The 20,136-nt window shown below is 48.3% G+C and carries 19 protein-coding genes and 2 tRNA genes; all 21 read right to left on the reverse strand.

Annotated elements, in window-relative coordinates:
• Nucleotides 1–344: 344 nt before the first annotated feature.
• On the reverse strand, nucleotides 345–1,835 hold the full coding sequence (lysS, locus tag KNO94_RS14580; RefSeq protein ID WP_214743121.1) for a lysine--tRNA ligase: 1,491 nt from the start codon (nucleotides 1,833–1,835) through the stop codon (nucleotides 345–347).
• Between the two features lie 147 nt (nucleotides 1,836–1,982).
• Nucleotides 1,983–2,921 carry a tRNA dihydrouridine synthase DusB gene (dusB, locus tag KNO94_RS14585; RefSeq protein WP_483299179.1) on the reverse strand — a complete coding sequence of 313 codons (939 nt, stop codon included), beginning with the start codon at nucleotides 2,919–2,921 and terminating at the stop codon, nucleotides 1,983–1,985.
• Nucleotides 2,922–2,991: 70 nt separating this feature from the next.
• Nucleotides 2,992–3,489 carry a 2-amino-4-hydroxy-6-hydroxymethyldihydropteridine diphosphokinase gene (gene folK / locus KNO94_RS14590; protein WP_214780875.1) on the reverse strand — a complete coding sequence of 166 codons (498 nt, stop codon included), beginning with the start codon at nucleotides 3,487–3,489 and terminating at the stop codon, nucleotides 2,992–2,994.
• Nucleotides 3,486–3,851, reverse strand: a complete 366-nt coding sequence (folB, locus tag KNO94_RS14595) for a dihydroneopterin aldolase (RefSeq protein ID WP_214743118.1) — start codon at nucleotides 3,849–3,851, stop codon at nucleotides 3,486–3,488. Before folB ends, folK begins: the two co-directional genes overlap by 4 nt.
• Entirely contained in the window at nucleotides 3,844–4,629 is a 786-nt protein-coding gene (gene folP, locus KNO94_RS14600; RefSeq protein WP_214780877.1) for a dihydropteroate synthase, read from the reverse strand. The genes folB and folP overlap by 8 nt, the downstream gene beginning before the upstream one ends.
• A gap of 11 nt (nucleotides 4,630–4,640) precedes the next feature.
• Nucleotides 4,641–5,459: an aminotransferase class IV gene (locus KNO94_RS14605; RefSeq protein ID WP_214780879.1), complete on the reverse strand. Its 819-nt coding sequence runs from the start codon at nucleotides 5,457–5,459 to the stop codon at nucleotides 4,641–4,643.
• Entirely contained in the window at nucleotides 5,443–6,027 is a 585-nt protein-coding gene (gene pabA / locus KNO94_RS14610) for an aminodeoxychorismate/anthranilate synthase component II (RefSeq protein ID WP_214780881.1), read from the reverse strand. The genes KNO94_RS14605 and pabA overlap by 17 nt, the downstream gene beginning before the upstream one ends.
• Entirely contained in the window at nucleotides 6,024–7,403 is a 1,380-nt protein-coding gene (locus KNO94_RS14615) for an anthranilate synthase component I family protein (protein WP_353047872.1), read from the reverse strand. Before KNO94_RS14615 ends, pabA begins: the two co-directional genes overlap by 4 nt.
• A gap of 94 nt (nucleotides 7,404–7,497) precedes the next feature.
• Complete coding sequence (cysK, locus tag KNO94_RS14620; RefSeq protein WP_214780883.1) at nucleotides 7,498–8,451, reverse strand: cysteine synthase A; 954 nt, start codon at nucleotides 8,449–8,451, stop codon at nucleotides 7,498–7,500.
• An 84-nt stretch (nucleotides 8,452–8,535) separates the two neighbouring features.
• Entirely contained in the window at nucleotides 8,536–9,465 is a 930-nt protein-coding gene (hslO, locus tag KNO94_RS14625) for an Hsp33 family molecular chaperone HslO (protein ID WP_285800765.1), read from the reverse strand.
• A 19-nt stretch (nucleotides 9,466–9,484) separates the two neighbouring features.
• Nucleotides 9,485–10,249 (reverse strand): type III pantothenate kinase, encoded by a 765-nt coding sequence (locus KNO94_RS14630; RefSeq protein WP_074035307.1) that lies wholly within the window; start codon nucleotides 10,247–10,249, stop codon nucleotides 9,485–9,487.
• A gap of 93 nt (nucleotides 10,250–10,342) precedes the next feature.
• Nucleotides 10,343–12,355 (reverse strand): ATP-dependent zinc metalloprotease FtsH, encoded by a 2,013-nt coding sequence (gene ftsH, locus KNO94_RS14635; RefSeq protein WP_214780885.1) that lies wholly within the window; start codon nucleotides 12,353–12,355, stop codon nucleotides 10,343–10,345.
• 105 nt (nucleotides 12,356–12,460) lie between these two features.
• Nucleotides 12,461–13,006 (reverse strand): hypoxanthine phosphoribosyltransferase, encoded by a 546-nt coding sequence (hpt, locus tag KNO94_RS14640; RefSeq protein ID WP_214743112.1) that lies wholly within the window; start codon nucleotides 13,004–13,006, stop codon nucleotides 12,461–12,463.
• 35 nt (nucleotides 13,007–13,041) lie between these two features.
• A complete protein-coding gene (gene tilS / locus KNO94_RS14645; RefSeq protein ID WP_214780888.1) occupies nucleotides 13,042–14,265 on the reverse strand; it encodes a tRNA lysidine(34) synthetase TilS in 1,224 nt (407 codons plus the stop codon).
• A 68-nt stretch (nucleotides 14,266–14,333) separates the two neighbouring features.
• Nucleotides 14,334–14,405 (reverse strand) — tRNA-Glu (locus KNO94_RS14650).
• Nucleotides 14,406–14,414: 9 nt separating this feature from the next.
• Nucleotides 14,415–14,491: transfer RNA gene (locus KNO94_RS14655), tRNA-Met, on the reverse strand.
• 142 nt (nucleotides 14,492–14,633) lie between these two features.
• A complete protein-coding gene (locus KNO94_RS14660; RefSeq protein ID WP_214780890.1) occupies nucleotides 14,634–17,246 on the reverse strand; it encodes a YhgE/Pip domain-containing protein in 2,613 nt (870 codons plus the stop codon).
• 200 nt (nucleotides 17,247–17,446) lie between these two features.
• Nucleotides 17,447–17,959, reverse strand: a complete 513-nt coding sequence (locus KNO94_RS14665) for a S1 domain-containing RNA-binding protein (RefSeq protein ID WP_012727724.1) — start codon at nucleotides 17,957–17,959, stop codon at nucleotides 17,447–17,449.
• A gap of 74 nt (nucleotides 17,960–18,033) precedes the next feature.
• The gene (locus KNO94_RS14670) at nucleotides 18,034–18,408 is read right to left on the reverse strand and encodes an FtsB family cell division protein (RefSeq protein ID WP_214743109.1); all 375 of its coding nucleotides are present in this window, start codon (nucleotides 18,406–18,408) and stop codon (nucleotides 18,034–18,036) included.
• Nucleotides 18,409–18,450: 42 nt separating this feature from the next.
• Nucleotides 18,451–18,723, reverse strand: coding sequence for an RNA-binding S4 domain-containing protein (locus KNO94_RS14675; RefSeq protein ID WP_214743108.1), 273 nt, complete (start codon nucleotides 18,721–18,723; stop codon nucleotides 18,451–18,453).
• Nucleotides 18,720–20,135 carry a bifunctional methyltransferase/pyrophosphohydrolase YabN gene (yabN, locus tag KNO94_RS14680; protein ID WP_214780892.1) on the reverse strand — a complete coding sequence of 472 codons (1,416 nt, stop codon included), beginning with the start codon at nucleotides 20,133–20,135 and terminating at the stop codon, nucleotides 18,720–18,722. Before yabN ends, KNO94_RS14675 begins: the two co-directional genes overlap by 4 nt.
• Nucleotide 20,136 lies beyond the last annotated feature (1 nt).

Consider the following 20,136-nt stretch of genomic DNA (forward strand, 5'->3'; position numbering starts at 1 on the left):
TTAAATTGACGAAGCTTGCGCTTCATTCAAAAATGGTAAAACTTATTTTTGCCTCATCGTTCAGTTTTCAAAGTTCGTCTGCCGCTCTTTGCGACTCTTAAAATAATACAAGTCATCGACACAGTTGTCAACCACTTTTTTTATTTCTTTTCCGCTGCCATCAGCGGCAACGTTTATTACTTTACCCCACACCTCTTATTAACGCAAGGGTTTTTCTTAAAGTTTTTTCAAAAAAGTTTTTCCCCTAGATGATTTCTTCTATTCAATGGCTTACCTACGCGTTTCTTGGCTAAATAATAAAAAAACCGAATCACACTCTCGTATGATTCGGCCTCTACAATCCATTATTGTTGATGACGCATCGTTGGGAAAAGAAGAACGTCGCGGATTGAAGGTGCGTTCGTCAATAGCATGACGAGACGGTCAATTCCGATTCCGAGTCCTCCTGTCGGCGGCATACCATATTCAAGCGCCTCAAGGAAATCGTTATCGAGTTCGTGCGCTTCATCGTTCCCTGCTTCTTTTTCAAGCAACTGCGCTTCAAAACGCTCACGTTGATCGATCGGGTCGTTCAACTCTGTGAAGGCATTCGCATGTTCACGACGTACGATGAACAATTCAAAGCGATCCGTGAAGCGTGGGTCTGTTTCGTTCTTCTTCGCCAATGGCGACACTTCAACAGGGTGTCCTGTGACAAATGTCGGCTGAAGCAATGTCTCTTCCACTTTCTGCTCGAAGAATTCATTCACGATATGACCAAACGTCATATGATCTTGCACTTCTACACCATGCTCTTTAGCGAGGGCGCGTGCTTCTTCATCGGACATTTGTTGCCAGAAGTCTACACCCGTCTCTTCTTTAACAAGGTCGACCATGTGTGCACGTTTCCAACCGATGCCAAGGTGGATCGTATCTTCACCATATTGTACATCTGTGGTGCCGAGCACTTCTTTCGCCACGTGCGCAACCAATTCTTCCGTCAAATCCATGATGTCATTGTAATCTGCATACGCCTCATACAATTCGATCATCGTGAATTCAGGGTTGTGGCGTGTTGAAATCCCTTCGTTACGGAAGACACGTCCGATTTCATAAACGCGCTCGAGTCCACCAACGATCAAGCGTTTCAAGTGAAGTTCGATTGCAATACGCATGTATAGTTCCATATCCAATGCATTATGGTGCGTTAAGAACGGACGCGCCGCTGCTCCACCGGCAATCGTGTGTAACATCGGTGTTTCCACTTCTAAATATCCTTTTTGGTTTAAGAAGTTACGAATCTCCGAAATGATGCGGCTACGTAAAATAAATGTCTGACGCGAATCTTGGTTTGTGATCAAGTCAAGATAGCGTTGGCGATAGCGTTGCTCCACATCTTTCAATCCATGATATTTATCAGGAAGCGGGCGAAGGGCCTTCGTCAATAATTCAAACTCTTCTACGTGAATCGAGAGCTCACCTACGTTGGTTTTAAAGAGCTTCCCTTTCACACCGACGATGTCACCAAGGTCTGAAGATTTGAACAAGTCAAATGGCTCATCACCGACATCATTTTTGCGAACATAAATTTGAATTTGACCCGTCACATCTTGAATGTGGGCAAAGAATACTTTCCCTTTCCCACGTTTCGTCATGATACGACCTGCCAATGTCACTTCGACATCTTGTTCAGCCAAAGCCTCTTTTTCAATTGATTCATACTGCTCATGTAGTTCACCTGCGTGCGCAGAACGATCAAAGCGATGACCGAACGGGTCTAGACCACGTTCGCGCATGTCGGTCATCTTCTCAAAACGAACCTGCATTTGATCATTCATTTCCAACTCGTTGCTCACTATTCCATTCACTCCTCTATCCATATTGGTTTATCCCTAACAAAAAACTGTCGACCCGATGGTCAACAGCACAGCCGAAGCCGTTCATTCGTTGTGGTGCACTTTTTCGCCAAACAAGCTTACCATAAATTAGTTCATTTCTCTAGTTCACACTTCTGACAGTTGTCGCTCAAGTTGATCGACAAACCCATAAAGAACCGCCGCAAACGCTTCGCGTGATTCCGTTTCATTGATTTGTTTACGAATCGGACCGCTCCCCTTCAACCCCTTCAAGTACCAGGCTGCATGTTGACGCATTTCGCGAACGGCCGTCAGCTCACCTTTGATTGCACTCAACCGATCGAGATGGAGCATACAAATATCGATTTTCTCCCGAGGCTCTGGTTCCGGCGGAAGTTCACCTGTTTCAAGATACTGAACCGTTTGATAAAGCATCCACGGGTTCCCGAGTGCAGCGCGACCGATCATGACGGCATCCACACCGTATTGGTCGATGACACGCTTCGCATCTTGAGGAGTCGCGATATCACCATTCCCGATAATCGGTACGGTGGCTACTTTCTTCGCCTCGCCAATCCAATCCCAATTTGCAGTTCCTTCATATTGTTGTGCCCGTGTGCGCCCGTGAATGGCAATCGCTGCCGCTCCACCTGTCTGAGCCGCTTTGACGTTATCCAAAATAAAGATATGTTCATCATCCCAGCCGAGGCGCATTTTCACCGTGACCGGTTTTTCGACGACATTGGTGACGGCATTGACCATTTCGTACACTTTATCCGGGTCGAGTAACCACTTCGCCCCAGCATCACACTTCGTCACTTTTGGAACGGGACAACCCATGTTGATATCAATAATATCTGCATTCGTGTTTTGGTCGACGTACTGTGCCGCTTTGACGAGTGTATCTTTCGAACCGCCAAAGATTTGTAAACTGAGCGGTTTCTCTCGTTCATCGACATATAGCATACGCATCGTCCGAGCGTTCTCGAGCAAGATGCCTTTATCGCTCACCATCTCGGCACAAACGAGCCCTGCTCCGAACTCTTTTGCAATCAAGCGGAACGCAGGGTTCGTCACGCCGGCCATCGGTGCGAGGACCGCACGGTTTTTAATCTCTATGTTTCCAATCTTAAAGCCTGTCAAGACAACACATCCTTCATTTCACAAAATTCGTAAGCAACGATAACTGAACGACATCTTCGCGGTCTATCCTCGGTAACTCGTCAAGCCAAGAAGTGACTGTTCGTCCTTTTACAATCAGTTCCGGTGCAATCTCCGCTAACGGGGCGAGCACAAATGCCCGTTCCTGCATACGCGGATGCGGAACCGTTAAGTGTTCTGATTGTATATCTTCCCCATTATAAAAGAGGATGTCAAGGTCGATGGTACGCGGACCATTCTTAAAGAGACGTTCCCGTCCTAATCGTTGTTCGATTTGTTGGAGCGTTTTGAGCAGTTCCTCCGCGGATTGGCGACTCTTCACTTCAACGACCATGTTATAAAACGAAGGTTGCTCTATATATCCGACAGGGGCCGTCTCATAAACCGACGACTGCTTCGTGACGTGGAGACCTACCCGCTCCATCTCATCGATCGCGGCAGACAATTGTCCAGCCCGATCTCCGATGTTTGCTCCTAATGCAACATAAATCATGACATCCGTCCCCTTGTCATTTCGATTGCCACCGAGTCATAGTGTCCCGGGATGGGTGGATCCGGTTTAATCACTTTAACCGTCACACGTTGAATCAAATCATGATGCGCCAACACGGCTGTCGTGATGCGTTCTCCGAGTGTTTCGAGTAAGTTGACCGGTTCACCCGTCACAATGTCTTCCGTCAATTGATACAAGCCGGCATAGCTGACCCCGTTATTCAAATCATCCGAACGTCCCGCAGGCGCGAGGTCCAGTTCACACATTAAATCCACGTGAAACCGTTGCCCGAGACGATTCTCTTCTTCAAATACTCCGTGGTACCCATAAAAGCGCATCCCGTTCACAAAAATTTTATCCACGTCTACTTCCTCCGATCATCGCATCCATCATCTTTGCCGCACGGGCGTTCTCTTTGACATCGTGAACACGCACCCAGTCGCATCCTTTCATGATTCCGAGACACGTCGTCGCAATCGTCCCTTCAAGCCGCTCCTCTGTCGGTAAATCGAGTGTCTGCCCGATAAACGATTTGCGCGACGTACCGAGTAGCACAGGATACCCGAGACGTGTAATCACATCGAGATGGTTCATGAGTTCAAGGTTTTGCGTCACGTCTTTCGCAAACCCAATGCCCGGGTCTAACCAAATGTGCTCATCTTTTACGCCTGCCGCATGCGCGATGTCGATTGATTCTTGCAAGTCGCGGACGACGTCTTCAACGAAATGATGATAATCCCGGTCTGTTCGGTTGTGCATGAGAATGATCGGAACCCCACATTCGAAAGCGACACGTGCCATCGAGCGGTCTCCCCATTTCGAACCCCATACGTCATTGATGATCGTCGCACCGGCCTCGATTGCCGCTTTCGCCACCATCGGCTTATACGTATCAATCGAAATCGGAACATCGATTTCGTTTTTCAGTCGACGGATGATCGGAACGACACGTTCAATCTCTTCTTCCTCGGAAACAAGTACTGCGCCCGGCCTTGTCGATTCTCCACCGATATCAATCGCATCGGCACCTTCTTGTACGAGTTGTTTCGCATGTCGTACAGCTTCCTCGATTGCCGTATACCGTCCCCCATCCGAAAACGAGTCCGGGGTCACGTTTAAAATACCCATGATCTTCGTCATGCTTCCGCCTCCTAACCAAGTGAGCGAACGAGTTTCGCCCACACTTCCTTAAATCGTACCCCGTCTTTACCGGGGTATCTCAGATTTCCATAATGCGTCACCGGAGCGACTTGTTGGATTGAATTCGTCATCCAAATCTCTTTCGCTGCAGCCAATTCTTCAAATGTCACGGGTTGTTCGACTACAGAGAGATGTTCCATCACCCATTGTCGCGTCACACCTGCGAGTGCTCCGCTCGATAGCGGAGTCGTGTATAACATATCATCCGAACCGACCCAAAAGATGTTCGACACGAGCCCTTCCACTACACGTCCATGCTCGTCCGCAAATAGTCCTTCAGCACTCTGGTCTTGTAAGGTCCGTTTCCCAAGAATGTTGTTCATGTAATGATGCGATTTTAATCGAAATGCTGCTTCAGGACGACTTCTCGGAAACGGGATCGGTTCGACTCGCTTCTCCTGTGGCACGACTTCTGAGGAGAGCGGTTTGACAATCAACGTGACGTTCGATGCCTCATAACGCCCCGCATAGAGGCCAAGTGGTGCAACCCCTGCCGACACGTTCAAGCGGATATAGAGGTCGGGTGCATCGTTTTGACGGCACAGTTGCTGAATCGCCGCCTCGATATCTGCTTTCGTATACGGAACGTGAATCCACAACTCATCAAGACTCTTCATCAAACGCTCCCAATGGGCATCGAACAGAAAAGGGACAGAATCGTATGTGCGGAACGTCTCGAACAACCCCATTCCATACAAGAAACCGTGATCTTCAACCGGGATCCATACTTTTTCTCGTTCGATTACCTCCCCGTTATGCCAATACCACATGACGATACTCCTCAATAAAGTTTTGAATCATGTCTTTCCCATGCTCGGTCAAAATCGCTTCAGGGTGATATTGCACCCCTTCAATCGGAAGCGTTCGATGACGGAGCGCCATGATTTCTCCAGTCTTTGTCTCTGCAGTGATTGCTAGACATTCCGGTAGAGACGAACGTTCCACGGCTAACGAATGATAGCGGGTCACAATGGTTTGTTGAGGAATACCTTTGAAAATCGACTTTCCGTCATGTTGAATCTTCGATGTTTTTCCATGCATGAGCCGCTCCGCATGAATGACTTCTCCGCCGAACGCTTGCGCAATCGCTTGATGACCGAGGCAAACCCCTAAAATCGGAATACGGCCTGCGAACGTTTGGATTGCTTTGATACTGATTCCCGCTTCGTTCGGTGTACAAGGACCTGGAGAAATGACGAGATAGCTCGGGGCAAGTGTCTCAATCTCTTGAATCGTGATTTCATCGTTTCGATACACGACCAGTTCTTCACCGAGTTCCCCAAAATACTGCACTAAGTTATATGTGAATGAGTCATAGTTGTCGATTAGTACAATCATGTCGTCTCCTCCGTTAATTGTTTCGCTGCCCATAGCGCCTTCGCTTTGGACAGTGATTCTTCGTACTCAGAAACCGGGTCCGAGTCGATGACGATTCCTGCTCCGGCCTGAACGTATGCCATCCCATCTTTCACGACCATCGTTCGAATGGTGATGTTAAAGACGAGGTCGTCGTCCCAACTTAACCATCCATATGACCCGGTGTATAATCCCCGGCGAACTGGTTCGAGTTCTTCGATAATTTCCATCGTCCGGATTTTCGGAGCTCCGGTGATCGTGCCACCTGGGAACATCGCTGCCAGTGCTTCGGCTCCTGATATGTCTTCGCGAATCGTGCCACGTACGTTCGAGACGATATGTTGTACGTGTGAGTACTTCTCAATCACCATCAATTCATCGACGTGTACACTTCCATATGCCGCCACCTTGCCGAGGTCGTTCCGTTCAAGATCGACGAGCATGACGTGTTCGGCCCGCTCTTTCTCGTTTTCAAGCAATGTGTTCGCCAACTCCAAGTCTTCCACATCATCTTTGCCACGTGGACGCGTACCCGCGATCGGGCGTGTCGAAATGTCGGTTCCGTGTTTTTCAAGCAACAGCTCTGGTGAAGCGGAGACCATCGTCAAAGCGTCATCCACGAAATAGCCCATATAAGGAGATGGATTCATTTGACGCAACGTATCATATACTCGACGCGGGTCAGCGAGAAGCGGTTCGGACTGACGAACGCTCAAGTTCACTTGGAACACGTCCCCTTCCACAATATATGACTGAATCCGCTTGACCGCCTCCACAAATTCGTCCTGAGACATGGAACGCAAACGCTCGACAGATTCATGTACCGTCGGCTTGAATGCAAAATGGGATTCGACGTTCCACATGGCTGCCAATCGATCCGCTTTACGTTCAGCATCACCCTCTGCCGTGACCATCAAGTAAAGGGTCGAACTCTCCTCGTCGAACACAGCCACTTCGTCAAACAAAAGAAACGAGACGTCCGGCGTCGATAAATCATCCTCTGCCTGATCAGGGAGTCGTTCAATCGTTCGAGCCACGTCATAGCTGACATACCCGATCATGCCACCGAAGAAGGGGGGTGCCCCTTCCGGTCGTTCAGCCTCAAAACGTTGTCGAACTTCACTGACCAACTCGAGTGGTTTCCCATACATCGTTTCAGTTGTATCCCCCACATGTAAAAGACCGACACCATCTTTTACATGGAAGCGACCGAACGGTTCGATTCCCGCAATCGTATATCGTCCCGCCCTTCCACTTTCTAGCCATGCATGGTACGGCTGGTCTGCCGTCAACGTCATATATGCCTCATACATCTTTTCTTTCGTCATCCGCTTCGTTCTGAACGCTGTCGATCTCACTGGTCATTCCTCCGTCTATTCATTCATGCCTTTTATTGTACACAAGAAAAGGCAGCAACCGAAAGAGAATGTCTCTCGATTACTGCCTGAATTGTTATACGCGACTTTCGTTTGATTCTTCATCAAATTGATAAAGCGGTGTGCTCAAGTAACGTTCTCCGTTTGACGGGATAATCGCCAATACGTTTTTCCCTTTACCGAGGCGTTTCGCCGTATCAAGTGCCGCTGCAATGGCGGCCCCTGAAGAAATCCCACCGAGGACACCATTCGTACGTGCCGCTTGGCGAGCGTACTCAAACGCTTGCTCTGTCGTGATTTGAAGAACGCCTTCATAAATCTCTGTGTCGAGGATTGATGGAACGAATCCAGCCCCAATCCCTTGAATCTTGTGAGGTCCCGGCTTCCCGCCTGATAAGACAGGTGAATCGACCGGTTCAACGGCTAAAATTTTGACGTCCGGGTACTTCGCCTTCACGACTTTACCTGCACCGGTAATGGTACCGCCTGTCCCGACACCCGCAATGAGTGCGTCCACAGAAAGTCCTGATTCTTCAAACGCCTCGACAATCTCAGGTCCCGTCGTCATTTCGTGGACGTTCGGGTTGGCTGCGTTGTTGAATTGTTGCGGAAGGAAGTAGCCATGTTTCTCTGCTTCTTCCGTGGCGCGACGAATCGCACCACCCATCCCTTCAGGTCCTGGGGTTAAAATGAGTTCGGCTCCATATCCACGAAGGAGGTTTCGGCGTTCCATGCTCATCGTCTCAGGCATGACGAGAATGGCCTTATATCCTTTTGCGGCACTAACCATGGCGAGACCGATACCTGTGTTCCCGCTTGTCGGCTCGATGAGGGTATCACCCGGCTTCAAGATACCATCTTTTTCAGCCGCTTCGATCATGGCAAGGGCAATCCGATCTTTGACGCTTGATCCTGGATTCATATATTCGAGCTTCAGATACACGTTGGCATCCTCTGGTCCAGTCATCCCATTCAATTTCACAATTGGGGTCTTTCCAATCAAGTCTGTTACTGAGTTTACGATTCGCATTCCATTTCCTCCTTCATAATTCCGACTATTCCGATATTGTTATCATACCCTATCGAATTGAAAATATGCAATTTGGAACGTTGCTTACGATTGCGCCTGTCCTTTCATCGTCTCTAACTGTTCAGCTGAGAAATGATACTTTTCACCACAGAAATGGCAAACTGCCTCGGCTCCGCCATCTTCTTCAATCATCTGACGAATCTCTTCTTTTCCGAGACCGATAATGGCGCTTTCCATTCGTTCACGACTGCATGTGCAGTTGAACTGGATCGGGTTCGTGTCGAGGACATCGAGGCTGTCACCAAGGAGTAGTTGAAGCATTTCTTCTGGTGTTTTTTCTTCCCCGATTAGGACAGATACGGGTGGGAACGTTTGAAGCGCTGTTTCGAGCGCTTGAACCGTCTCTTCAGATGCATTCGGAAGTAACTGGACGATGATTCCGCCTGCAGCAAGAATGGATTCGTCTTCCGGTAAGACGAGGACACCTGCTCCGACGACGGATGGCACTTGTTCAGATGTCGCGAAGTAGTATGTGAAGTCTTCACTGATTTCGCCTGTTTGAATCTCTGAAGATCCTCCGACATAGTCTTTCAATCCTAAGTCTTTGATGACGGAGATCGTTCCTTTCCCGACAGCTTCACCGACTTTCAACTTCGTCATCCCTTGTTCGTTGACGAATGTTCCGCCGTCGACACGCGGGTACGATACGTATCCACGGACATCTCCTGCTGTATCTGCGTCCACGATGATTTTCCCGATTGGACCATCACCTTCTACTTTAAGCGTGACGCGCGCTGCACCTTTTTGCATCGCTCCAATCATCGAGCCGATTGTCATCGTCCGTCCGAGGGCAGCTGAAGCAACCGGTGTCGTCTGGTGACGAAGTTGCGTCTCATATACCGTTTTTGTCGTACGTGCAGCAAAGGCACGAACCTCTCCGTTAAAACCGAGGGCACGAACGAGATAGTCATCTTTCATCTGGTCGAGTAATGCTTGTTGTTCTGTATGAATCATATGATTTAACTCCTTTAGTTTACTTTTGATTGCGCTCATAAATGAGGCGAAGGCCTTCGAGTGTCAGGAACGAATCCACATGGTCGATCGTCTCTGCATGTTCACTGATCAATCGTGCCAGCCCGCCCGTCGCAATGACGGTCGCTTCACCGACTTCGCGCTTCATTCGATTCACAATACCATCCACTTGGGCCACATACCCGTAATACGTTCCGGACTGCATCGCTTGAATCGTGTTCTTTCCAATGACTGTCGGCGGGGTCGCCAATTCAATTCGAGGTAGTTTAGCGGCACGCTGATAGAGTGCCTCCACTGAGATCATGATACCCGGTGAGATGATTCCGCCATGGTAACGACGTTTCTCATCGATGTAACAATACGTGGTTGCCGTTCCAAAATCAACAATTATGAGCGGACCGTCATATTTGGCGATCCCTGCTACCGCGTTGACAATTCGGTCGGCCCCGACTTCGCGAGGATTCTCGACGTGAATGTCCAACCCTGTCTTCACACCTGGTCCCACAACGATTGGACGTACATTGAAGTATCGTTGTGACATTTGTTCAAGTGGGAAAATAACAGGAGGTACGACAGAAGATAAGATGACACCTTCGACTTGATCGAACGAGACGTTCGAATGGTCGAATAGCGATTTCACCAACATGCCGTATTCGTCCGTTGTTTTTGTACGATCGGTTGAGATGCGCCAATGGTGTACGAGATGATCTCCATCGTACATCCCGAGAACAATATTTGTATTTCCAACATCAATCACTAAAATCATGATATAGTTCCTCACTTTGTTGTCAATTGCAGTTCGCTCGAATTATAACACGAAAAAAGACGAATGCCTCGTGAAGGGCATTCGTCTTATTCATTAACGTGATTCGTTATTCGGACGTTCTGTCGGTGTCGCTTCTGGCTTATCGCCTTCAGGTACGACATCCGGCTGGCTGTCCTGGACAACTTCAGGTTGATCGACGACTTGACCGTGTTGAACGGCTGCCTCATCTTTCTTCGCTGCATCGTCCGCATCCACGTCCTCTTCCGGCTCATGCGGGAGATATTCGCGTGTCTTGATCAAATGACGAATCTGTTTCGAGTCGAGCGTTTCGACATCAAGCAACGTCTTCGCAACGAGTTCGAGATCTTCGCGACGTTCTGTCAAAATCTGTTTCGCTTTCGCGTAACAGCGATTGATGATGTCTCGAATCTCCAAATCGATTTCTTGCGCGATCGCATCGGAGTAGTTCTGCTCTGTCTGGAAATCGCGACCAAGGAAGACTTGTCCGCCATGGTTTGAACCGAGTTGGAGCGGTCCGAGTTTATCACTCATCCCGTAATCCATGACCATCTTACGTGCGATACCAGTCGCACGTTGGAAGTCATTGCTCGCCCCGGTCGACACTTCACCAAAGATGACATCTTCAGCGACGCGCCCACCAAGAAGACCGACAATCTTGTCTTCGAGTTCTGGTTTTGTCATGAAGTAACGATCTTCTTTCGGAAGCATGACGACATATCCGCCCGCGTTTCCGCGTGGAACGATCGTCACTTTGTGTACTTCATCCGCATTCTCAAGCTCGAGACCGATGATTGTGTGACCTGCTTCGTGATATGCAACAATGTTGCGCTCTTTTTCCGAGATAATGCGGCTCTTCTTCGAAGGACCGGCGATGACACGGTCAATCGCTTCTTCCACATCAACCACTGAAACGGCTGTACGGTTCGAACGTGCCGCAACGAGTGCCGCTTCGTTCAAGAGGTTCTCTAAGTCTGCTCCAGAGAAACCAGGCGTACGTTGTGCGATCGACTTCAAGTCTACCGTCGAATCGAGTGGCTTGTTGCGTGCATGGACTTTCAGTACTTCTTCGCGTCCTTTGACATCCGGACGATCGACCGTGATTTGACGGTCAAAACGACCTGGACGAAGGAGGGCTGGGTCAAGGATATCCGGACGGTTTGTCGCCGCAACCATGATGATCCCTTCGTTATCACTGAATCCATCCATCTCAACAAGGAGTTGGTTCAATGTTTGTTCACGTTCATCGTGTCCACCACCGAGACCGGCACCACGTTGGCGACCGACCGCATCAATTTCATCGATGAAGATGATACATGGTGCATTCTTTTTCGCGTTTTCGAACAAGTCACGAACACGTGACGCCCCGACCCCGACGAACATCTCAACGAAGTCCGAACCTGAGATCGAGAAGAACGGAACACCGGCTTCACCGGCTACCGCACGAGCCAAGAGTGTTTTACCTGTCCCTGGAGGACCAACGAGTAAGACCCCTTTTGGAATACGTGCGCCGAGTTTCGAGAATTTGCGAGGATCTTTCAAGAATTCAACGACTTCAATGAGTTCTTGCTTCTCTTCGTCCGCCCCAGCCACATCTTTGAATGTGACGCGACGTTTTTCTTGGTCGTATAGTTTCGCCTTCGATTTTCCGAAGTTCATCACACGACCACCACCGCCACCACCTTGCGCCTGGTTCAACAAGAAGAAGAACAAGATGAAGATGATAATGAACGGTAAAATCGCGAAGACAATGCTGAACCAACTACTGTTCGATTCAGCCTCCTCGATTTGAATATCCGTATTCGCACGAAGCTGCGTTAATACATCCGCATATTCCGCTTCGTTCGCTGGAATGTTTGTTTCATAACGCTGGTCTTCATCTCCTGTAAGATCGCCTGTAATCGAGATAGCCCCCGGGATTTCTTGTACGGTTGCCGTCTCAATCCGATCATCTTCCACATATTGTAGGAATTTCGAATACGAGAGCGTTTCACTCTGACTATTCGGATTCTGCAAATATTGAAGGAACAAGATCAAGGCTAGGAAAATCACACCAAAAACCAATGTGTTTTTCACTGCACGATTCATTCTCTGCCTCCTATTCCGAGAAACGATGTTCTCGCCCATTCAGTATATGCCTATACTTTGGGGATTTCCTTTATCTTACCACGTCACATTTTCAAAAGAAAAACGTTAGCCCCCGTAAACGCTCGGTTTGAGCACACCGACGTAAGGAAGGTTACGATATTTCTCTTCATAATCGAGACCGTAACCGACAACGAATTCGTGTGGAATCACGAAACCGCTATAGTCTGCTGATAAACCATTTTTACGACCTGTCGGCTTGTCGAGAAGCGTGACAATCTTCACAGACTTCGCTTTACGGTATTTAAGAAGATCGACGAGGTAACCAAGCGTCAATCCACTATCAATAATATCTTCTACAATCAAGATGTCGCGTCCTTCTACAGATGTATTTAAATCTTTCTCGATTTTTACTTCACCTGTTGAAGAAGTTCCTCCGTGATACGTCGACACGTCCATGAAGTCCATCTCTAAATGGATATCCATTTCCTTGACGAGGTCGGACATGAACGGCATCGCACCTTTTAATACACATACGAGAAGCGGAAACTCTTCTTTATAGTCTTCGCTCAGTGTTCCAGCGAGTTCTTTCACCTTTTCTTGAATCTCTTCACGTGAGATTAAAACTTTCTCCATATCGTTCATTAATGACATCTTGAAATCCTCCTCTTTCTGTTTCGACACAATCATCATTTTACCATTAATCGTAGGCAAATCGCATCCGACTTGTCTAGAAATTCTGAAACTCTTACTCCGACAATCGCGAGAATTAGTCCCGAGGCGTCTTCGAGTAGCGGAAGTGTCGGGCGAATCGTCCGCTCAATCTTTTCATCGATTAAAATGCGTGCTACTTTTTTCGATCCCACGTTCAAGCGCATTCGGTCTCCTGGTGCAATCGTGCGAACGGTCAGCGGGTAAGAAATTTTATCTAGCGGAATACCTTCTTGCCCTTCTTCGACAGATAACGAAATCGTATGCTCCCCAAATTGAATCACTGTCGGCAACGATTCGATTTCAATCGGGGGAAGTTGATTGATGTTAAGGTTCTGTTCAAGTTTAAGTACCCCATTCCGCTTCGTCATGAACCAATCTCCCGTCAAATGATAGATTCCTGTATCTTTTCGGCTCACGGTTAGCTTCTCGATTGCCTCACCGACCTCTACCCCATAACGACGGGATAGCAAGCGACCGACCGTATATCGCTCAATGGAAGATAGACGCGCAACATTCACAAGTTTCACATGAAACGCTTTCATTCCGAATACTACGTATTCATCGATCCAACGCTCACATAATGCATAGCGCGCATGCCAATCGGCACGGGCCCGTTTCGCAGTTTCGCTGACTTCATGCACCACGTTCGGCCACATTTCTTTCAACCGTGGCACAATTTCATGTCTGATTCGATTTCGTAAATACGTCCGCTCCTGATTGGTCACATCTTCTCGCCACTCAAGTCCAGTCATTCGCGCATAATGGATCAACTGTTCTTTCGTTTCCTTCAATAAAGGACGAATCAATACACCGTTACCGAACGGTCTGCTCTCCGGGATCCCTTTGACCTCCTGCACGTTTCGGTATAGTTGAATGAGCACCGTTTCCAACTCGTCATCCGCATGGTGGGCCGTCGCCAACGTCTCGTATCCATATTCATTCATGATGTCTTCAAAGAATTTGTACCTAGCTTCTCGATAACGAGCCTGTGATCCTCTCTTAAACTCGAGAGATGTTCCATGAAACGGAATCTGATAAGATGCCGCGACGTTCGAGACGAACGTGTACTCCTCATCCGATGCTTCACGTAGACCATGATGAACATGCGCTACCGCTACATCCCATCCCTTTTTGACGAGTCGATCTAACAACACAATGGAGTCAACCCCGCCGGACACGGCGACGAGTACTTTTCTCATTCATTCCCTCCTTGATATAACAAAAGAAGCCATCTCAATTGAGATGGCTTCTTTTCGCTTAGGTTAAGTGACCCGTACGGGATTCGAACCCGTGTTACCGCCGTGAAAGGGCGGTGTCTTAACCGCTTGACCAACGGGCCTAAATAAAATGGTAGCGGCGGAGGGAGTCGAACCCACGACCTCACGGGTATGAACCGTACGCTCTAGCCAGCTGAGCTACACCGCCATGTTATTGTTGTGTCCTAAGCACATTTTCTATAATAACCAGTCACCATCCGAGTGTCAATTCTTTTTTTATATTTTTTTAATAAAAAAATCGTGCATAGTGTCGTCTTCCTCACTATACACGATTTTATACTGTTTTTACATCATGCTTCTGATGCGACTTGGCGATATTTTTTCTTCCATGCGATTCGGAAGTACGCCCATAGTAATGCGAAACATCCAGCAGCCACAAACGCTAAATAGATGGTCGCTGTCTGCAAGTATTGTGCACCGTCCGCTGATAGAATTTCTTTATATCCGGCAACCGTATACGTCATTGGAAGTAACGCATTGAACGGTTGCAATGCTCTTGGAATCAATTCGAGCGGGAACGTTCCGGCAGAAGTCGTCAATTGTAAAATCAATAAGACGATCGCCACGAAACGTCCAGGGTTTCCGAGTGTTGTGACGAGTAGCTGCACGATAAAGAGGAACGTGATGCTCGTCAACCAGCTGAACCCTAGGAATTTCAATGGTTCACTCACTTCAAGGCCTAATAGTTGCATCATGGCCACATCGAGAATCAAAGCTTGTAAGAATCCGACGACGACAAGGACGCCAGATTTCGACAATACCCATGATAGACTACGCTTCGGACGTCCTGCTGGATCGTATAATGGATAAACGATCGAGAGAAGGAGTGCCCCAACGAAAAGTCCGAGTGACATGAAGTACGGCGCGAATCCTGTACCATAGTTCGGCACTTCGTGGATCGAGTTATCGACGAGCGATACCGGTCCCGCCATCATCTCGACGTTGTCATCCGTTAAACCAATGTCTGCATCTTTCGCACCTTTTACAAGAGCGTCACGAAGTTCATCACTACCCGATGCAAGATCTTTCATACCGTCCGCGAGTTCTCCGCTACCGTTTGAAAGTTCTTGTCCTCCGTCCGCTAGTTGATTGGCACCATCTGTCAACTTGCTTGTTCCAGCTCCGGCACTCTTCGCGCCATCTGCCAATTCGCGGCTACCAGATTGCAGTTTTTGACCGCCATCCGCCAACTGATTCGCACCACTTGCTAACTCACTTGTACCAGAGCTCGCACTCTTCGCGCCATCCGCAAGTTTTTCGCTTCCTTCAGACAGCTGTCCCGTTGCGGCTACGAGCTTGTCGCTTCCTGTCGCGAGTTCAGTTGTTCCACCTTGTAATTGTGTGGCACCTTGGTTCAGTTTCGAGCTCGCTGACACGAGTTCTTGTGAACGGTCGGCCGCCGTTTGCGTCCCTTGTTCGATTTGACTTGACCCGCTTGCTAGCGCGTTTGCACCTTCAGCCAATTTCGTTTGACCTGTGTTCAAGTCAGAAAGGCCGGCTGATAGTTTCCCAGCACCCGCTTCTGCTTGCTCAAGACCTGAAGCGAGCGATGTTTGTCCATCCTTCACTTGGGTCGCGCCAGCAGCTAATTGATCAAACCCTGCCACCGTCTCTTGCTTCCCTTCGCTTAATTGTGCAGCGATGGCTTGAAGCATTTCAGGTGATGCGGATTGACCCGACTCAGCAAGTGCGGTTAATTGTCCAATCAACTCATCTTGCTTCGTGGTCAATTCAGACTTCATTTGACCAATTCCATTGACGACTTCGGTCTGACCCGCGATCAGTGCCGCATTGCCATCCTTCGCTTTTGTCAATGCACCCGCAAGTTGAGTCGCACCATCATTCAATGCAGATGCGCCTTCTTTCGAGCGATTGATCCCTGCAGCGAGGTCTTGAACGCCTTGATTCAACGTTTTCGCACCCGCGTGAAGTTCATCTAGTTTTGATGCGAACGCACCTGTTCCTTCGACGAGTTGACTTGTTCCGTCTTGCAACGCGGAAGCGCCATCGTTGACACGATGAACACCGTCCGCAAGAGAGGCCGATCCACTGTACACTTGCTGACTACCGTCAGCGAGCGCGGCAGATCCGTCAGCCAATTGAGCCACTCCGTCGTTTAGCTGGCTTGCTCCATTAGCGAGCTCACGCTGTTTCGAAGCGAGTAGTTTCGTTCCATCCGCAAGTTCAGATGAGCCGTCGGCTAACTGAGTTATTCCATCATTTAGCTGACTTGCCCCGTCTGCGAGCTCGCGCTGTTTCGAAGCTAATAGTTTTGTTCCATCTGCTAATTTGACAGCACCGTCTTTCGCTGACGTTGAACCGTCCGCAAGTTTCGTTGCACCGTCCGCAGCATCACCGAGTCCATCAGCCACATCGTTCAATCCATCTTTCAATGCACTGACGTACTGTTTCGAAACTTCGGTAGAAAGCTCTGCTTTGACTTGTTCCATTGCAGAACCGCCGATTTGAGCGGCTAGGAAGTTATACGATTCGTTCGCAATATACTTGAGCTCCAATCGCTCCGGATGTTCATCTAGAGCGGTCGTCGCTTTCTCCGAAAAATCTTCTGGAATCTCAATGGCCATGTAGTAATCATGGTCTTTCAGTCCAGATTCTGCTTCTTTCTTTGTCGTCTCGACAAACTCGAAGGCCTCTGAATCCAGTAGCTTGTCGATGAGGTCATTCCCGACCTCTAGCGACTCCCCTTCAAACGATGCCCCTTTGTCTTCATTGACGATGGCGACCGGTAAATCTTTCATCTGTCCGTACGGATCCCAAAAGGCCCATAAGAACATACCGGCATACATTAACGGTACGAGCGCGACTGCGAGAATCGGAACCAACACATGTGGGTTCTTAAAGATACTCCGCCACTCCGCCGTCCACAGTTTCCATCCATTCATTTTTCTCTCCACCTTCACTTATAAAACATAACTATTTTTCATGTTCCTTATTTTGCCCCCTTCTTCGAAAAAAAGCAACCATTTTAGTTCTTTTTCATAATTTTTTTACACAGAAAAAAAGCCATGAACGAAAATGTTCATGGCTCGTCTTATTCAAGACCTATATGGTTACGAGTAGAAGCTAATTGGTATACGAAGGATTACCCGCGCTTGGCTCCGCGTCCACCGCGTTTTGAGTCTGTTTGACGTTTCAACGTCGAAAGACGCTCGTCGCTATCTTTCAAGAACTTGCTCATCAACGTATCAAACGTTTCTGGCTCACGGCGTTGTTCACGACGACCACCACCACGTGGGCCGCCACCGCGTGGACCACCGCCACCGCGTGGACCGCCTTGACCTGGGCCACCTGGACGTGGACCACGAGAGAAACGCTCACCAGCTGGACGTTCAGGACGCTCAGGACGTTCACTTACAGGACGATCGACTGCTTTTTTGATGGACAACCCGATTTTCCCATCATTTTCGACGTTCAACACTTTTACCGTGACTTCCTGACCGACTGTCAACACTTCGTTAATGTCTTTGACGTAAGAGTCTGCCACTTCACTGATGTGTACTAATCCTGTCTTGCCATTTGGGAGCTCGACGAACGCTCCGAAATGCGTAATCCCTGTAACCTTACCTTGTACCTTGCTTCCTACTTCAATTGACATAAAATAATGTACTCCTTTTTTGATTGATTCTTTACAATTATACGAGTCGTTTCCCTAACGGTCAACGAACCAACTTATTCCTCAGGGGAGAAGTAGAAAATAATCTCGCCATCTTTAGAGAAAAGGAGCTCGTTTCGCGCCAAGTTCGCGATATAATCCTCATCCTGTAAACGTTCCGCTTGCTCTTTCAATTCGTCCTGTTCGGCTTGTTGCTCCCGCAATTCCACTTTCGCTTGTGCATAAGCTTGTTGTTGATCCGATACATATCCCACTTTCGAGAAGTAACTCTGTCCAATCAATACCATGACAAATAGAAAGAGAAGTGAGGCTGCCGCCAAGCGACGTCGAAGATGAACTCGTCGACGATGTGTATCTTTTTCCAGCTGTTCTCTACGCTCATCTAACGCTCGAATGCGCCGTTGTCGATCCATCGGATTACGTCCGTTCATCGCCTCATCCTCCTCCTCTTAATACACTAAGTATACTTTTTTTTACGTGTTGATACTACCGTCCATCTTCTCTTCTTTAAGTAAACGATACATTTCCTTCGCATCTTCTTTACGGGCGTGTTCTGCGATTGAGTCAATGACGACTGTGACGAGTTTATTCCCGAAGCGAATTTGTAATTCATCTCCGACTTTTACTTCTGTACTCGCCTTGGCAACCTGCCCGTTCAACTGAATCCGTCCTTGATCCGCTACTTCTTTTGCCAACGTACGTCGCTTGATTAGACGTGACACTTTTAAAAACTTATCTAGTCTCATAAACCTTTCTCCTTTGCCTCGTTCCAAAGCGCATCCATCTGTTCAAGTGTCATCTGTTGAAGGTCACCCTTCGCTTCCATGTACTCGAATCGACGTTTGAACTTTCGGTTCGTCTGTTCTAATGCTTGCTCGGCATTTAGCCCGACATATCGTGCGATGTTCACGATGGAGAACAATACGTCCCCAAGCTCTGATTCATCGCTTAGTTCTTCATGCCACTCCTTCAACTCTTCTTCAAGTTTTTCGAAGGCACCGGATACATCATCCCACTCAAATCCGACGTGAGCCGCTTTCTTTTGAAGTTGCTCCGCTCGCATCAATGAAGGTTGGTCGATGAGAACACCATCGAGATGCGATTGTTTCTTTTCCCCTTTTTCCGCTTGTTTAATCGTGTTCCAGTTTTTCACAACGTCAGAGGCATTTTCAACGGTGACTTCTCCAAAGACATGCGGATGACGGCGCACCATCTTCTCACTGATTGAACCGATTACGTCACGAATATCGAAATAGCCTTCATCCTCTCCGATTTGGGCATGCAACATGACTTGTAGCAACACATCGCCGAGTTCTTCTATGATTGCGTCGTCATCTTCTGCATTGATCGCTTCAATTAACTCGTACGATTCCTCCAGTAGATATTTGCGAAGAGATTCGTGTGTTTGCTTACGGTCCCACGGACAACCATCTGGTCCACGTAGTGTGGCAATGATTTGTTTGAGTGTCGCAAAATCCTTCGCTAAATACGATTCATCAGTGAGCGGCGGAACATAGAGCGTCGTCAAGTTATTCACTTCCGCTATCCGGTCCATCTCGAATAACGGAACGTGCTCGATTCGTTCCTGTGTCGTGCCTGCAGCTGTCACAAGGGTGACAGGATGTTCATCCGGATATCGTTCCATCAGTTGAACTTTGACATCTCCCGCCACGAATCCATCGTACACTTGTCCGATGAGCACATGTTGAGTCACCTGCAAACGTTCAAGATCGAGTGCAGTCGCATCGAGCAGTTGAAATCCATTGATCGGATCGATTCGAAGCGCCTGGAACATAGCATCGAGGAAACTTTGTCCTCCGAGCACATGAAGGTCGGCTCCGCGTTCTACTAGTAACTCAACCGTGCGTTCTGCAACGAACGGATGACCCGGTACAGCATACGTAATGGCCATTTCTTCACTTTTATTCAATAATGTATCGACAATTTGATTGTACACCGCCTCAAACGTATCGCTCGATTCATAAATTGAATCAAATGACTCGAATACGAGTCCCTCCGACTCTAACTCTTGAACGACCGGGTGTTCTTTCGTGCGCAACCAAACGAGCGGTTGCTGTTTTAAATGGCGGTACACCCCGAGCGGTAATTGATTCAACTCACCGGACCCGAGTCCGACCACCGTGATTGTATAACCCATA

This window comes from Exiguobacterium sp. s22 (assembly GCF_018617455.1).
Taxonomy (GTDB): Bacteria; Bacillota; Bacilli; order Exiguobacteriales; family Exiguobacteriaceae; genus Exiguobacterium.

Bases quoted from the DNA above. Each gene is read 5' to 3' on its own strand.
- folP (WP_214780877.1), bottom strand. From the start codon at position 4,629: ATGACGAAGATCATGGGTATTTTAAACGTGACCCCGGACTCGTTTTCG.
- KNO94_RS14665 (WP_012727724.1), bottom strand. From the start codon at position 17,959: ATGTCAATTGAAGTAGGAAGCAAGGTACAAGGTAAGGTTACAGGGATT.
- ftsH (WP_214780885.1), bottom strand. From the start codon at position 12,355: ATGAATCGTGCAGTGAAAAACACATTGGTTTTTGGTGTGATTTTCCTA.
- KNO94_RS14605 (WP_214780879.1), bottom strand. From the start codon at position 5,459: ATGTGGTATTGGCATAACGGGGAGGTAATCGAACGAGAAAAAGTATGG.
- folK (WP_214780875.1), bottom strand. From the start codon at position 3,489: ATGATTTATGTTGCATTAGGAGCAAACATCGGAGATCGGGCTGGACAA.
- KNO94_RS14660 (WP_214780890.1), bottom strand. From the start codon at position 17,246: ATGAATGGATGGAAACTGTGGACGGCGGAGTGGCGGAGTATCTTTAAG.
- pabA (WP_214780881.1), bottom strand. From the start codon at position 6,027: ATGATTGTACTAATCGACAACTATGACTCATTCACATATAACTTAGTG.
- dusB (WP_483299179.1), bottom strand. From the start codon at position 2,921: ATGGCCGGCGTGACGAACCCTGCGTTCCGCTTGATTGCAAAAGAGTTC.
- cysK (WP_214780883.1), bottom strand. From the start codon at position 8,451: ATGCGAATCGTAAACTCAGTAACAGACTTGATTGGAAAGACCCCAATT.
- hslO (WP_285800765.1), bottom strand. From the start codon at position 9,465: ATGATTCATACAGAACAACAAGCATTACTCGACCAGATGAAAGATGAC.
- hpt (WP_214743112.1), bottom strand. From the start codon at position 13,006: ATGTCATTAATGAACGATATGGAGAAAGTTTTAATCTCACGTGAAGAG.
- KNO94_RS14670 (WP_214743109.1), bottom strand. From the start codon at position 18,408: ATGAACGGACGTAATCCGATGGATCGACAACGGCGCATTCGAGCGTTA.
- KNO94_RS14630 (WP_074035307.1), bottom strand. From the start codon at position 10,249: ATGATTTTAGTGATTGATGTTGGAAATACAAATATTGTTCTCGGGATG.
- tilS (WP_214780888.1), bottom strand. From the start codon at position 14,265: ATGAGAAAAGTACTCGTCGCCGTGTCCGGCGGGGTTGACTCCATTGTG.
- yabN (WP_214780892.1), bottom strand. From the start codon at position 20,135: ATGGGTTATACAATCACGGTGGTCGGACTCGGGTCCGGTGAGTTGAAT.
- KNO94_RS14675 (WP_214743108.1), bottom strand. From the start codon at position 18,723: ATGAGACTAGATAAGTTTTTAAAAGTGTCACGTCTAATCAAGCGACGT.